This is a genomic window from Agrobacterium sp. 22117 (assembly GCF_052045735.1).
In the GTDB taxonomy this organism is placed as follows: Bacteria; Pseudomonadota; Alphaproteobacteria; order Rhizobiales; family Rhizobiaceae; genus Agrobacterium; species Agrobacterium cavarae.
Genome location: NZ_JBQEPP010000003.1, coordinates 686247 through 700408, shown reverse-complemented (window position 1 = coordinate 700408; position 14162 = coordinate 686247). Strand labels below are relative to the sequence as shown.

Below are 14162 nucleotides of genomic sequence, written 5' to 3'. Positions count from 1 at the left end.
TGATCTGATCGCCGCGTGTTGCGGTCGCTGAAGGTACAGGTTCTGGTATGGCGTATGTTTCCCTTCCGCGTCGTCTTGCGGCGTTGATGACAATGTCGGCGGTGATCGTGTCGTGCTCAGCGGAGGGGCTGGTGCCCCCCGCTGAGGTCGATGGCGCGACACGGGTCAGTTCCATTCGCTCCTCCAGCCGGCAGAACTACAGTGCGCCACCCGCACCTGTCAGCCAGGATCTTCCTTTCAACGACCAGTCCGCCCTGTCGCAGCCGCTGCCGGAGGCGCCGGTCTCGCGTGATCCGCTCTTGGCCTCCGGCGGGCAGGGCTACTCGACGCTCGATGCGCAGGCGAGCCGCCTTGCGCCCGTTCAGCCGCAGTCAGCCCACATGCCGTCGCAGATGGCGGAGGGTGACGAGGGCGTGAACATGGATGCAGGACTGGGCGTGGCGCCGGGGCGGAGCCTTGCGGAGGAGCAGGATATGGAGGTGTCCGCTCCCGACAGTGCCGCTTCTCAGCCACCGCCAGCGCCGCGTCGTCTCGCCAATCAATCCCGCCTCATTCCGCCGCCGCCAAGCGGTCAGCGTCAGGCGCAGCCCGTGGAAGAGGTGGCGATGCTGATGCCGGACAATCCGGCGCAGGAGCGACGTATGTCGCAGCCGCCCGGCATGATGCCGCCCTCCGAAGTGGCCTGTCGCACAGAGCTTCGCCGATTGGGTGTCGCCTTCCGCGATGTCGCGCGCATTGCCGATGGCCCGACCTGCGGTATCGATTACCCGATAGAGCTTAGCGGTCTCGATAGTGGCGTTGCGATCCGCCCGGCTGTGAAGCTGAACTGCCAGGTGACACTCGCCTTCGCCAAATGGGTGAAGTTCGAACTCGTGCCGTCTTCTCGCTTCCGTTACTTTTCCGGCGTCGGCCGTATCACGCCGATGGGTGGTTACTCCTGCCGCAAGATGAATTCGAGGGCGAGCAACCCCTGGTCTGAGCATGCGCGCGGTAACGCCATCGATATTGGAACGATCACGCTGAAGAACGGCAAGGAAATCGACGTTCGCAAGAAGAGCTTCTTTGCTTTCCGTGAGAAAGGCTTGCTGAAGGCCGTTCGCTCCGACAGCTGCAAGTACTTCTCCACCGTGCTCGGACCGGGAAGCGACCCCAACCACTGGAACCACTTTCACTTCGATCTGCGCACACGCAAGTCCGGTTATCGCCACTGCGATTGATGGCCTTGCTCCTCGATCGGCTGGTGGATGTCGACTGCCCAAAAAACAGAGCCAAAAAAACAGGGCAGAGTGCGGGGGTAGCCTCTGCCCAAAATAATGTTTTTCAATATGACTGCCGTATGTCTCAAAATGTCGAGCGGTGCTGAAAACCGGACGGGCGCCATGTGGTGAACAGTCCGGTACCCGTCACGCCAATTTCTACGACATCACCATCACATATTCATGACAGGGGCGCCAAGAAGGTGAAGCAGTTGGTGAAATTTGCGGAACTGCAACCAGCGTGTGGTGTTTCCGCTCTCTCCAGCTGACTTTTTGTCTTGATCCTTTTCCGGATGCAAAACGGACAACACTTTTGCTGGAAATGCTTTATATGAGCAGTTCAAGAACGTGCCGAAAGATCATTCATGACGCCTTCCCGCAAACCCATCGTTTCCATCCGCAATCTGACGAAATCTTACGCCAACGGCTTTCAGGCGCTGAAAGGCGTCACCCTTGATATCTACGAGGGCGAAATCCTCGCGCTGTTAGGCCCCAATGGTGCTGGCAAGACGACGTTGATTTCGATCATCTGCGGTCTCGTCAATCCGGGCGAGGGCAGCGTGCTCGTCGGCGGCAGTGATGTCGTCAAGGATTTTCGCAAGACACGCGCTTTGATCGGGCTCGTGCCACAGGAATTGACGACCGACCAGTTCGAGACGGTGTGGAACACGGTGTCGTTTTCCCGCGGATTGCATGGCTATCGTAAAGACCCTCAACTGATCGAGCGCGTTCTGAAATCCCTGTCGCTGTGGGACAAGAAGGACAATATGCTGCGTGAGCTTTCCGGCGGCATGAAGCGCCGCGTGCTGATCGCCAAGGCGCTGGCGCATGAGCCGAAGGTTCTGTTTCTCGACGAGCCGACGGCTGGTGTGGATGTGGCGCTGCGGCGTGACATGTGGAAGGTTGTCGAAGAGCTGCGGTCCGCTGGCGTCACCATCATTCTGACCACCCATTACATCGAAGAGGCCGAGGAAATCGCCGATCGTGTCGGGGTGATCAATGGCGGCGAACTTCTGTTGGTGGAAGAAAAGACTGCGCTGATGCGCAAGCTGGGCCGCAAGCAGCTTTCGCTGGAATTGACGACGCCGGTCACCACGCTTCCCGAAAGCCTGTCGCCTTTCCATCTGCAACTTTCGGAAGACGGTACCTGTCTGACCTATGAGTATGACGGCAATGGAGAGCAGGGACGGATCGCCGAGCTTTTGTCAGCGCTTGCCGGTGAGGGCATTCATTTCAAGGATATTTCGACACGACAAAGCTCGCTCGAGGATATTTTCGTTGCATTGGTAGGAGGACAGAAATGAATTTTGAAGCCATCAAGTCCATCTACCTGTTCGAAATGGCACGCACGCGCCGCACGCTTTTGCAAAGCGTGATCTCGCCGGTCATCTCGACATCGCTCTATTTCATCGTCTTCGGCACCGCGATCGGATCGCGCATCCAGGAGGTCGAGGGCGTTTCCTATGGAGCTTTCATCACGCCTGGCCTTATCATGCTGACGCTGCTGACGCAGTGCGTCAGCAATGGCTCCTTCGGCATCTATTTCCCGAAATTCACCGGCACCGTGTATGAAATTCTCTCCGCCCCGATCTCGATGACGGAGATATTGGCAGGCTATGTCGGAGCGGCGGCCACCAAAGGTCTGATGATCGGTACAATTATCTTGATCACGGCGTCTTTCTTCGTCGATATCTCGATTGCCCATCCGTTCATGATGGTCCTGTTCTTCGTGCTGACGGCCGTCAGCTTCAGCCTGTTCGGCTTCATCATCGGTATGTGGGCGTCGAATTTCGAGCAGCTCAACCTCATTCCGATGCTGGTTGTTCCGCCCTTGACCTTCCTCGGCGGCAGTTTCTACTCGATCAACATGCTGCCGCCCTTCTGGCAGACGGTCAGCCATTTCAATCCGGTGCTCTATCTGATCAGTGGCTTTCGCTGGAGCTTCTACGAGATCGCCGACGTCAATCCGCTGATCAGCATTGTGATGATCATCGGGTTTTTGACCGTATGCCTTGCCATCGTCAGCTGGATGTTCAGGACGGGCTACAAGCTGCGCAACTGACCGTTCTTACCGATCCCTGAGCGTCAGCTGGTCTGTCTGCATTTGCAACGATCCGAGTGTCGATAGGAAGGTCATGCCAAGCAGGCTTTGATCCAGCTGGCCCTTCTGCGCGACAAGCGCAGGGACATTGCGCCGAACAATCGGACCGACCGCGATCTCCGACAGACGCACGGGGGCTGCCGATGTCCGTCCATTGGCGGTCGTCACCGAGACGGTATAATTCAGATTGTCCGGATTGATGCCGACTGCCTCGGCGTCGGCATTGGAAAGGACGACGGAGCTTGCACCGGTATCCACCAGCATATGGACAGAGACGCCGTTGATCGTGGCATCCGCCTCGAAATGGCCGCCCATGGATTTGCTGAGGATAACTTCCTGGACACCGTCGGATGTCGTCGTCACCACGGCGCGACCGGGAACGAGGCCTGCCATCAGCCTGTCGCCGAAACGCTGCAGATCTCCCCGGTAAAGATAGCCTGCGGCGAGCCCCAAGATGATGACGAGCCAGATGGCCAGTTGTCGGAGCACCGTGGGCAGGTTGCCGCGACTGCCCGCCAAAATGCCGGCCGCTAGCAGAACGGCAATCGGCGTCAGATAGAGCGCGCTGGCGAATCGATCGTTGTCGATGCCGAAGGTCTGTCCGCTGCTGTTGTTGATCAAGAGAAGTGCCAGGCCGATGCCAAGGATGAGAAGAACCAAAGTCAGCCTGTTCATGCACTCTCCATTCCTGTCGCCTTCGCCGTCCTGCGTCTGGGTAACTCACTCATGATCCTGTGCCTTTCAGCGACGGTAAAGCCGCTCCAGCCAGTGATTTCAGCGATTGTCCGGTGGCAACCGGTGCAAAGACCTTCAGGGCTGAGCTGGCAGACGTGAATGCAAGGTGTTTCCATCGTTTTCATATCTGTTCTTCAGGCGAGGAGAGCAAGAGCGACCAGCATCACGATCTCGGTGATTTGCTGTGTTGCGCCAATCGTATCGCCGGTGTGCCCGTCGATCTTGCGGAGACACAGACGTTTGAACAGGTGCGCGGCCGCGAAAGAGGCGGCGATCGCGACGATTGCGGCAACTACAGCGTATGACAAAAACAGCACCATGCAGGCGATGACGATGCCGTAGGCAAGAGCGTGGTTTCGATCGGTCGTTCCTGGCTGGCCAAGGGAGGCTGCGACGCCAGCTTGGCGGGCAGGTGGAAGACCATGCCAGTGCCACACCATAATGGCACGGCTGAAGCTTGCCACGGCGATCAGAGAGGCCGCGCTTGCCAGCCCGGGGAGTTCGCGGATCAGGATGGCGATGGCTGCAACTCTGACCATGAAGGAAAGGATCAGCGCGATGGCGCCATAACTTCCGATGCGGCTGTCCTTCATGATGGTGAGGGACCGTTCCTTGTCCGCCCCGCCGCCAAAACCATCCGCGGTGTCTGCCAGCCCGTCCTCATGCAAGGCGCCTGTGAGAGCAGTGGCGACAGCCAAGGCCAATGCCGCGGTCAGCAACGGGTCGGCGTGCGCGTGATGGAGAATGGAGACGAGAATGGCGGATGGCAGGGCGATCAGCAGCCCGGCCATGGGGAAGACACGGGTGGCGGCCAGCATGTCTACCTTGCGACCTTGAAAGAAGCTGTCATGGACAGGGACGCGACTGAGAAAGCTGAGTGCGTGCATGACCCGCGTCAGAAAACCATCCAGGATCAATCCGCTCTCCCGCATTTCGAAAGGCCAATGTTGCGCTGTCGACGAGCGCAATAGTATGGCAAAACCGCGTCCTCGGTTTGCGCCACATGCTTTAGAGGTTGTCCCTCTGCCCGTCCCCGATTATGAGAGGCGCAACAAAGACCGATTTGCCGGAAAACACAAGTCTTCGGCATGAGAGAAAGATCGATACCATGAGCGTGAGCGGCCTGCCTTTCGACGATTTTCGTGTTCTTTTGCGTGATCTGCCGGGTCCGGATACCTATGCGCTGGTTGCCGCCAAGGAGCGCAATGCGCAGTTGACCAAGCCTGCCGGCTCGCTGGGTCGTCTGGAAGAGATTGCAATGTGGCTTGCCGCCTGGTCGGGTCGCGCACCTGCAGTCAATCGTCCGCTCGTCGCGATCTTTGCCGGCAACCATGGTGTGACCCGCAACGGTGTGACGCCTTATCCGTCCTCCGTGACGCAGCAGATGGTGGAGAACTTCGCGGCAGGCGGTGCTGCGATCAACCAGATCTGCGTGACCCACGATCTCGGCCTCAAGATTTTCGACCTTGCCCTCGATTACCCGACCGGTGACATCACCTGCGAGGCAGCACTCTCCGAGCGGGATTGCGCCGCCACCATGGCCTTCGGTATGGAAGCGATCGCAGGCGGCACCGATCTGCTCTGCATCGGGGAAATGGGCATCGGCAACACGACGATTGCTGCCGCCATCAATCTGGCGCTTTATGGCGGCACGGCTGAAGAGTGGACCGGTCCTGGCACGGGCTCTCAAGGTGACGTCATGGAGCGCAAGATCGCCGCTGTGAAGGCGGCCGTGGAGTTCCACAAGGATCATCTCTCCGACCCGCTGGAAATTATGCGCAGACTGGGCGGTCGCGAAATCGCCGCCATGGCCGGCGCGATCCTCGCAGCCCGTGTGGAGAAGATACCTGTCCTGATTGACGGCTATGTGGCAACCGCGGCTGCCGCTCTGCTGAAAGCCGCAAACCCTGCGGCTCTCGATCACTGCCTGATCGGCCATGTGTCCGGCGAGCCGGGCCACATGGCGGCGGTGGAGCGGCTGGGCAAAACGCCGCTTTTGGCACTTGGCATGCGTCTTGGTGAGGGAACCGGTGCTGCACTTGCAGCCGGTATCGTCAAGGCCGCTGCTGCATGCCACTCCGGCATGGCGACCTTCGCACAGGCCGGCGTCGATACCGGTGCTGCTCACCATTGAGGCGATGATGGACAACCTTCCCAAGAGCCCAGTGTCAGAGCCAGTTTTCCGCAAGGAAACCGGCTTTCGCCATCTGCTTGCCGCTGCACGCTACTCGCTGCAAGGGCTTCAGCGCCTCTGGCAAGAGGCGGCGTTTCGTCATGAAGTGATTGCCTTGGGTGCCGGACTTGTTTTCCTGGCAGCCATCAACGCACCTCTGGTGCACGATCTGATCTTCATCCTGCTGATGCTGCTGCTTTTTTGTGTGGAAGCGCTGAATACGGCAATCGAGGAAATCGTCGATCGCGTTTCGCCGGAGTTTTCCAGCGCTGCCCGCAACGCCAAGGATCTGGGCTCCTTTGCGGTCTTCTGCCTTCTGCTCGCCAATGGCGGCTTTATTCTCTACTCGTTGATTTCAACGGTGTTCTTCAGCGTCAGCGCGATCTGATTCAGGCAAAAGACCGCTTGCGTGGCTGCACCGCCTGCACGTCTTCAACCGCAGGCACGGTTTGCAGGATGCGCTTGGCCGGCAGGATCGCGATTGTTTCGGTCCCCTCGCGCAGTTTCGATTTCAGCACGAACTGACCATCATGTTTGGAGAGAATGGCCTGAACGATCGGCAGGCCGAGACCTGTGCCTTGTTCTGCACTCTTTATGGCAATCGATCCCTGGCCGAAGGCAGAGAGCACCACTGGAATTTCTTCTTCCGGAATGCCAGGACCGTTGTCCTTGATAGAAACGTACTGGCCGCCACGCGCGGTCCAACCGGCCTTTATCGAAATCTCGCCGCCCTGTGGGGTGAATTTGACGGCGTTGGATAGGAGATTGAGGATCACCTGGCGGAGCGCCTTTTCATCTGCCCAGACGCTCGGCAGGCTGCGCTCGAACTGCTGGACGATGCGGATATTCTTGCCGCGTGCGCGCAGCTGTATCATGCCAACGCAGTCTTCGGCGATCTCTAGGAGAGAGACGGCCTCTTCCTGCAACTCGTACCGGCCTGCCTCGATACGGGAGAGATCAAGGATTTCGTTGATCAGATCAAGCAAGTGCTGGCCGGAGCGGTGAATATCGCCCGAATATTCCTTGTAGAGCGGGTTGTTGAGCGGCCCGAGGATTTCCGATGCCATGACTTCGGAAAAACCGAGAATGGCGTTGAGCGGTGTGCGCAGTTCGTGCGACATGGATGCCAGAAAGCGGGACTTTGCGAGATTGGCTTCCTCCGCCCGGCGCCTTGCCTCGTCCGACATGGACTTTGCCACTTCCAGTTCGGCGATCAGGTCGTCCTTTTCCGACTGGAAGGACAGAAGCTTGATGCTCGAATTGTGCAGACGCCTGGTGATGTAATGGCAAAACAGCATGGCCATGAAGAACATCAGCGCCATGCCGATTGCCATCGGATCCTGCGAGGTGGCGGCATTGATGCCAAGCGCCATCAGCACCGGAAGAAAAGTCATCAAGATCGCCCGCCGCAACATGAAGTTGGACATGGCGGTGATGGAGAGCGCAATGAGCAGCGTGGCGCCTTTGTAGAACATCGGCAAGGCCGCGTCCTTGGCACCCATCGGGTAGCCGGCAAAAAGCGCCCAGATCAGGCCGATGATGATCTGCACGGCAAGGAACGTGCTGACCCAGCGGTTGACGTTTGCGGGTGTGATAGTCTGCTTTTGCGCCTTGCGCGCAAAGATCAGCGCGAGGGCGTGGCCGCTCAGCGCCAGAAGGGTCCAGCCGACGATCTCGATGTCGCGGGTAATGTAGACGCCGATGCCGGTTGCCAGCAGGATGAAGAGCGGCATGATGGTTGCGCCGTACAGCGTCTCTGCGATATGCATCTGCAGCATTTCGCATTCGAAGGCCACAGTGCCGACACCGCCATATTGCAGCCGCTCGCGCGTCGACTTCACGGCATCGAACACTGCTTTATTACGCCGCGTGCGAGACCGATCGACGATGTTCTTGTCGGCTATGTTGCTGGCGCTTTTACTCATCTACTGAACGAAACCGATGCGAGATGTTTGCACGTTACCGGTAAAGTCTTAAGAAGATGCTGCCGCGAAAGGATTTGTTTGCCATTTCTGCAAAGGGTTTGTTGGGATATGAGACGAAAGTCAGGCAGGAGATTTTCTCCGGTGAAGGACGGAATCATTCTGCTTTTGCTGATCGTTCTGGGTGCCTTGATCATGGCGAAGGTCGATGGTCTGAATGATCGGCAGTTCTCCGGTAGCTTCGTCGCGATTGACGGAGATACGCTTGCGCTCGGTGCTTCCCGTTATCGGTTGATCGGGATCGATGCGCCTGAGCTTCGTCAGGATTGCGGAACGGGTGATGGAACCTGGGCATGTGGACACGCGGCTAAGGATTTCGTCAGAGAGGTTCTCGAGACAGGCGAGGTCGAGTGTACCGGCGGTAGCAAAGATCGGTATTCCCGTTTTCTCGTTCGCTGTTCTGTGAATGGTGCAGACCTCGGCAGCCTCATCGTCTCTGAAGGTCTGGCTGTGACCACGGAATATTTCCTCTACGCCAAGGAGGAGGACAATGCGCGAGAGGAAAAGCTTGGCCTCTGGAGTGGAGCATTCGAAAACCCCAGGGACTGGCGACAGGAGCAGAAGACAATGGAAGCCGATGCGCCGCGGGCAGGGCCTTTGACGGTGCTGCGCCATGCCTTCGGCTGGTGACATGAGCGTGACTGTGGAGAAGCAGGGGGATATCCAAGAGGCATTGATCGAGACGCTGCGCGACAGTATTGCGCGATGTCGGATCTGTCGGGACACGCCGCTGAAGGGCGAAGGCGACCGGCTGCCGCATGAGCCCAGACCGGTCGCTGTCATCTCGGCCAAGGCTAAAATCTTGATTGCCGGGCAGGCGCCCGGACTTCGTGTGCATGAAAGCGGTCTGCCATTCAATGATGCCTCTGGCGACCGACTGCGCACGTGGCTGAATGTCGATCGGGAGATGTTTTACGATGCCGATCGGTTCGCCATCGTGCCGATGGGCTTTTGCTTTCCCGGATATGACGAGCGCGGCAGCGACCTGCCGCCCCGGCGGGAATGCGCACCGCGCTGGCGCGATGAGGCGATGTCCGCCATGCCGCAGATCGAGCTTGTGCTGGCGATTGGCCAATATGCGCAAGCCTATCATCTTGGCGGCCGCCGCAAGAAAAGCATGACGGAAACCGTGCAGAACTGGCGAAACTATCTGCAAAGCAATACGGGCATTCCCGTGCTGCCCCTACCGCATCCAAGCTGGCGCAATACCTCCTGGTTGCGAAAGAACCCTTGGTTCGAGCAGGAGATACTGCCGACCCTCCGTCAGCATGTGGAAATTCTCACGCGATGAAACAAATTTCTTTTTCTTCGTTTTTTTTAGTGTAAATAGAGGAAAATAATTCCGTAGGAGAGAAGATTGGACCGTCTCGACCGTAAAATTCTGCGTATTCTGCAAGAGGATTCCACGCTGGCTGTTGCCGACCTTGCAAAGAAGGTCGGGCTTTCCACGACGCCCTGTTGGCGGCGTATCCAGAAGATGGAAGAGGATGGCGTCATTCGTCGTCGCGTGGCGATTCTGGATGCGGCGAAGGTCAATACCAAGGTCACGGTCTTCGTTTCCATTCGCACCGCGTCTCACTCGATCGAGTGGCTGAAGCGCTTTTCGGAGGTTGTTTCCGAGTTTCCGGAAGTGGTCGAATTCTACCGTATGAGCGGTGACGTGGATTATCTGCTGCGCGTCGTCGTACCGGATATTGCTGCTTATGATGCCTTCTACAAGCGGATGATTGCCAAGATCGAAATCCGCGATGTGTCATCGGTATTTGCCATGGAGCAGATCAAGTATACGACCGAACTGCCGCTCGATTACATGATCCTGGACAATCCGAAGTCCGGCGAAGAGTGATCAGCCGTTTCAACGGATAGCTCATTCCCGCGCTGATCGCGGGAATGATTAGAGCCACGCTCAGCCCTTGAACTTCGCGATCACCAGATGGCCGGGTGTCGGCTCGCCATCCTGCATGCGCACGTTGATGTCGGTGACCTCGATCACATCAAAGCCCGTCGCGGCCAGACGTTCGCGCACATAGGTTTCCGCATGGGCAAAGCGCTGATGCGCGCCGACGATGTAGGGTCTGTCAGCCATTTTATCGTTGGGGAGGGTCTCTGACGAAAAGACGAAGATGCCGCCTTTCACCATGTTTTCTGCGGCACCGAAGAACAGCGGTTCGAGGGCGCCGAGATAGGGCAGCACGTCGGTTGCGGTGATCAGATCGAAAGCATCGTCGTCATTGTCTTCGAGGAAATCCTCGACTTCGGCGACGTAGAGCGTCTCGTAGACATCCTTTTCATGGGCGATTTCGACCATGTTCTCGGAGATGTCTATGCCGGTGATGTCGTCGGCCATGTCGCGAAGCGCTTCGCCCGTGAGACCGGTGCCGCAACCAAGATCCAGCATGCGCTTGAAGGGACCGAGTTCAAGCGTCTGTAAACGCTGGCGCACCATCATCGGAACGGCGTAGCCAAGCTGTTCGACGAGAATGCCTTCAAAGGCTTCCGCGTGCTGATCGAAGAGCGTTTCGACATAGGCGTCCGGTGCCTTAGGCGGCGCTTCGCCTCGTCCCATCGATGCGATGCGCACGGCGGCACCGCCATGATCTTCGGGATCGATCGCGAGAACCTCTTCGTAAGCCTTCACCGCGGCGTCGATATCGCCGGCCTTTTCGAGCGCAAGCGCGCGGTTATAGGCTTCTGCAAGAGCCTCTTCATCGATCTTGGCGTTCTTGGTCATGGCGTTCATCAGGCTCCGCTTCGTTGGAAGCCTGATTAAGCCGCAACGCTTTTGCGCGCAATGTTTTGTTTCATCGTTCGATTTGAAGCCGAAGGCGCATCCGTGCAGACATTTATGTCAGTGCAGGATGAATTCGCCCTTCAACGAGCGCCATTCCTGGGCCGATATCAGCTTTCGGTGGACGTAGCGCACCGAGTGCAGTGGGCCGTCCAGCTTTTCCTGCCAGAATTTCAGGAAGCCGTGCATTTCCGGAAAGTCGGGTGCGAGGTCATAGTTCTGCCAGAGATAGCTCTGAAGCACGGAAGGATGATCCGGCATGCGATAAAGGATTTCGGCTGTGGTGAGACCATAGCCTTTCAGCATCATTTCCATGTCTTGGTTCATGTGGCTGCTCCCATTCTATTGATCGCCGACACACCGAGGTGTCATCGACAATGGGAACATGACATGGTTAATCAAAGCTTGCCAAGAAACCGAGATGTCACAAATTATTTATATTTCTCAGAGTGTTAGCATCCTAGCTTTATGAGTGCTGCCAATCTCTCATCGCTTCAGGTGGCGTGTCAACCGCGCTTCCACGCCTGCCCAGACATGGCGCAGGATTTCCACCATCGAGAGGTAGAAGATCGCCGCCCAGAGATAGGCCTGGAAGTCGAATGTGCGGGAATAGGCGTATCGGGTCTGCCCCATCAGGTCGAAGACGGTGACGATGGAAACGACCGCCGAGCCTTTAATCATCAGAATGATTTCGTTGCCGTAGGGGCGAAGCGCCACGATCAATGCCTGCGGCAGAACGACCTTCCAGAATGTCACCGGCTTGGAAATGCCAAGCGATGCGGCGCCCTCGTGCTGGCCTCGTGGAACGCTTTGGACTGCGCCGCGCAGGATCTCGGCCTGGTAGGCGGCGGTGTTCAGCGTCAGTGAAAGAAGCCCGCAATACCACGCGTCGCGGAAGAACCACCACAGGCCGACGGCCTCAAGCTCGGTACGAAAGCCACCGAGGCCGTAATAGATGAGGAAAAGCTGCGCCAGAAGTGGCGTGCTGCGAAAGAGATAGGCATAGGCGAACGCAATGGCGCTTACGATCCTATTCTTCGACATGCGGGCGAAAGCAATCGGAGCAGACAGGACAGCGCCAAGGATCAAAGCAAGGCCGACGAGGCTGACCGTCGTCCACAATCCATCGATATAGCGCCAGCCATAGCGCGCGATCTTATCCGCGTCCCAGTCCAGGATCAGCGAAAGCACCAGACCGACGAACAGCATGGCCCAGAGAGTGACGATGACATAGCCGGCGATCCGCGCGAATGAGAACCGCCGCGCAGGAGCGGGTGGTGCGGGTCTTGCCTCAATCAAATTGTCGATATGGCTCATCTCTGCACCTCCGAGCGGCGCGCCCAGCGGTCGATATAGCCAATGCCGATCGAGGAAATGAGAGCGAGAATGAGGTAGAGCAGGCAGGCAATGCCGTAAAACAGAAACGCATCCTTGGTCACCCGTGCGGCGATACCGGTCTGGCGCACGATATCCGCCAACCCAATGATCGAGACGTAGGACGTGTCCTTCAACAGAATGACCCAAAGATTGGTCATGCCGGGAAGAGCGATACGCACGAGCTGCGGGATGATGATGAGAACCATGGTGCGGCCGCGCGACAGGCCAAGCGCATCACCCGCCTCATATTGCCCCTTGGGAATGGCGCGAAACGCAGACAGCAGCACTTCGGACGAGTAGGACGAGAAGACGACTGAAAGCGCAATCATGCCCGCAACGAAGGCGTTGATCTCGATGGGGCCGGTAAAGCCGAGATAACCGCCGATCGTCTGGAGCAGGATCTGCATGCCGTAATAGACGATGAAGAGGGTCAGGAGCTCGGGTAGACCACGGAAGATCGTGGTGTAGATGCCGACCGCGAGCCGGAGGGATTTTTCCTGCGACTGCGCGGCTAGCGCGATCAGGAAACCCAGGAACAGCCCGACGGGAAGCGTGGCGAGGGCCACGGAAATCGTCACTTTCACGCCGAAGGCAATTTCGTCGCCCCAGCCATCGCCGCAGGCGAGCAGGGTGCCGTTACCAAAGAGTGAGAAGATACCGACCGGACCACAGAACGGGTCGAACAGATATGTGAGATAGGTCCAGAACGAACCTATGGCGGAAAACACTCCGCTCATGCCAACTTCCCCCGCGGTCTGCGCCGCTTTCATATTTGTTTTATGAAGGTGTTCTCAAACAAAAATGGCGGAAGGGCAACCCTCCCGCCACGATATTTCAACATGAGAAACAGGCTTACTGGCCGTAGACGTCGAAATCGAAGTACTTGTCGTTGATCTCTTTGTACTTGCCATTGGCGCGGATGGCCTTGATCGCCGCACTGAACTTATCGGCGAGAGCCTTGTCGCCCTTGCGAACGGCAATGCCTGCGCCCTTGCCGTTGATCTGTTCATCGACAGGCATAGCCGTCAGAATCTTGCAGCATGCGCCAGCGTCCGACTTCACCCACTGCGACAGAACCACGATATCGTCGATGACGCCATCAATGCGGCCATTGGTGATGTCGAGCTTGTACTCGTCAGCTGTCGGATAGAGCTTCAGCTCGGAATCAGCCAAGTGCTTTTCAGCATAGTTGGCGTGCGTGGTGGAGCCCTGCGCGCCGATTGTCTTGCCCTTCAGGTCCTCAACGGACTTGATCGGCGAGTCCTTTGGTACGGCGATCGCCGGAGGCGTGTTGTAGTACTTCTCGGAGAAGTCCACCTTTTCAAGGCGCTCAGGCGTGATCGACATGGAGGCAACGATGGCGTCGAATTTCTTCGCCTGAAGGGCTGGAATGATACCGTCCCAGTCATTGGTGACGAAGGTGCATTCGGCCTTCATCTGTTCGCAGAGCGCCTTGGCGATATCGATATCGAAGCCGGTCAGCTTTCCGTCAGCCTCCAGAACGTTGAATGGCGGGTAGGCGCCTTCCGTGCCGATGACGATCTTGTCCTGCGCCATGGCGGAGCCAGCAAACAGCGACAAGGCTGCAATGGAAGCTGCAGCAAACAGACGGGTGGGGTTCAGCATTTAGATCCTCTCTTTCGGCGATACGACGCACGCCTCATTTATGTTCTGCGTGCGTGAAGATTTTGGCATTCCGCGCGCGGTCGAGGCCGGTTGCGGATGCTTGCCGGGATACTCATCCCGTTGC

17 protein-coding genes are annotated in these 14162 nt (G+C 57.8%); 8 read left to right on the top strand and 9 right to left on the bottom strand.

Features of this window, described 5'->3' with window-relative positions; translation table 11 throughout:
• Window positions 1–47 precede the first annotated feature (47 nt).
• From ACTJKV_RS11860 to ACTJKV_RS11850, 3 genes are all read left to right on the top strand, one after another.
• Window positions 48–1217, top strand: a complete 1170-nt coding sequence (locus ACTJKV_RS11860; protein ID WP_274102534.1) for an extensin-like domain-containing protein — start codon at window positions 48–50, stop codon at window positions 1215–1217.
• A gap of 404 nt (window positions 1218–1621) precedes the next feature.
• Window positions 1622–2560, top strand: coding sequence for an ABC transporter ATP-binding protein (locus tag ACTJKV_RS11855; RefSeq protein WP_062440788.1), 939 nt, complete (start codon window positions 1622–1624; stop codon window positions 2558–2560).
• Window positions 2557–3318, top strand: a complete 762-nt coding sequence (locus ACTJKV_RS11850) for an ABC transporter permease (RefSeq protein WP_062427500.1) — start codon at window positions 2557–2559, stop codon at window positions 3316–3318. The genes ACTJKV_RS11855 and ACTJKV_RS11850 overlap by 4 nt, the downstream gene beginning before the upstream one ends.
• A 6-nt stretch (window positions 3319–3324) precedes the next feature.
• On the opposite strand, the gene ACTJKV_RS11845 is transcribed toward ACTJKV_RS11850, so the two are convergent.
• From ACTJKV_RS11845 to cobS, 3 genes are read right to left on the bottom strand one after another with little or no spacing between them, the layout of a single operon-like run.
• Window positions 3325–4032, bottom strand: coding sequence for a retropepsin-like aspartic protease family protein (locus ACTJKV_RS11845; RefSeq protein ID WP_274102533.1), 708 nt, complete (start codon window positions 4030–4032; stop codon window positions 3325–3327).
• Window positions 4029–4208 carry a DUF1289 domain-containing protein gene (locus ACTJKV_RS11840; protein WP_062427560.1) on the bottom strand — a complete coding sequence of 60 codons (180 nt, stop codon included), beginning with the start codon at window positions 4206–4208 and terminating at the stop codon, window positions 4029–4031. The genes ACTJKV_RS11845 and ACTJKV_RS11840 overlap by 4 nt, the downstream gene beginning before the upstream one ends.
• A gap of 18 nt (window positions 4209–4226) precedes the next feature.
• On the bottom strand, window positions 4227–5009 hold the full coding sequence (gene cobS / locus ACTJKV_RS11835; protein ID WP_440598706.1) for an adenosylcobinamide-GDP ribazoletransferase: 783 nt from the start codon (window positions 5007–5009) through the stop codon (window positions 4227–4229).
• A gap of 191 nt (window positions 5010–5200) precedes the next feature.
• On the opposite strand from cobS, the gene cobT reads away from it, so the two are divergent.
• Window positions 5201–6226: a nicotinate-nucleotide--dimethylbenzimidazole phosphoribosyltransferase gene (gene cobT, locus ACTJKV_RS11830; protein ID WP_113226294.1), complete on the top strand. Its 1026-nt coding sequence runs from the start codon at window positions 5201–5203 to the stop codon at window positions 6224–6226.
• Window positions 6227–6233: 7 nt separating this feature from the next.
• A complete protein-coding gene (locus ACTJKV_RS11825) occupies window positions 6234–6653 on the top strand; it encodes a diacylglycerol kinase (RefSeq protein ID WP_062599003.1) in 420 nt (139 codons plus the stop codon).
• A gap of 1 nt (window position 6654) precedes the next feature.
• On the opposite strand, the gene ACTJKV_RS11820 is transcribed toward ACTJKV_RS11825, so the two are convergent.
• Complete coding sequence (locus ACTJKV_RS11820; protein WP_062427496.1) at window positions 6655–8190, bottom strand: sensor histidine kinase; 1536 nt, start codon at window positions 8188–8190, stop codon at window positions 6655–6657.
• A gap of 141 nt (window positions 8191–8331) precedes the next feature.
• Here ACTJKV_RS11820 and ACTJKV_RS11815 point away from each other — a divergent pair, with 141 nt between their 5' ends.
• The 3 genes from ACTJKV_RS11815 to ACTJKV_RS11805 all read left to right on the top strand — a co-directional run bounded on the left by ACTJKV_RS11815 (window position 8332) and on the right by ACTJKV_RS11805 (window position 10093).
• Window positions 8332–8877 (top strand): thermonuclease family protein, encoded by a 546-nt coding sequence (locus tag ACTJKV_RS11815; RefSeq protein ID WP_274102532.1) that lies wholly within the window; start codon window positions 8332–8334, stop codon window positions 8875–8877.
• 1 nt (window position 8878) lies between these two features.
• Window positions 8879–9538, top strand: a complete 660-nt coding sequence (locus tag ACTJKV_RS11810; protein ID WP_113179834.1) for a uracil-DNA glycosylase family protein — start codon at window positions 8879–8881, stop codon at window positions 9536–9538.
• A gap of 66 nt (window positions 9539–9604) precedes the next feature.
• Complete coding sequence (locus ACTJKV_RS11805) at window positions 9605–10093, top strand: Lrp/AsnC family transcriptional regulator (RefSeq protein WP_062427493.1); 489 nt, start codon at window positions 9605–9607, stop codon at window positions 10091–10093.
• A gap of 60 nt (window positions 10094–10153) precedes the next feature.
• Here ACTJKV_RS11805 and ACTJKV_RS11800 read toward each other — a convergent pair whose 3' ends face one another.
• The 5 genes from ACTJKV_RS11800 to ACTJKV_RS11780 form a co-directional block, all read right to left on the bottom strand.
• Entirely contained in the window at window positions 10154–10978 is an 825-nt protein-coding gene (locus ACTJKV_RS11800; RefSeq protein WP_274102602.1) for a class I SAM-dependent DNA methyltransferase, read from the bottom strand.
• A 117-nt stretch (window positions 10979–11095) separates the two neighbouring features.
• On the bottom strand, window positions 11096–11362 hold the full coding sequence (locus ACTJKV_RS11795; protein ID WP_062440802.1) for an usg protein: 267 nt from the start codon (window positions 11360–11362) through the stop codon (window positions 11096–11098).
• Between the two features lie 159 nt (window positions 11363–11521).
• Window positions 11522–12352, bottom strand: coding sequence for an ABC transporter permease (locus ACTJKV_RS11790; protein ID WP_440598705.1), 831 nt, complete (start codon window positions 12350–12352; stop codon window positions 11522–11524).
• Complete coding sequence (locus ACTJKV_RS11785) at window positions 12349–13149, bottom strand: ABC transporter permease (protein WP_062427557.1); 801 nt, start codon at window positions 13147–13149, stop codon at window positions 12349–12351. Before ACTJKV_RS11785 ends, ACTJKV_RS11790 begins: the two co-directional genes overlap by 4 nt.
• A 115-nt stretch (window positions 13150–13264) precedes the next feature.
• A complete protein-coding gene (locus tag ACTJKV_RS11780) occupies window positions 13265–14038 on the bottom strand; it encodes an ABC transporter substrate-binding protein (protein WP_062427490.1) in 774 nt (257 codons plus the stop codon).
• Between the last annotated feature and the right edge of the window lie 124 nt (window positions 14039–14162).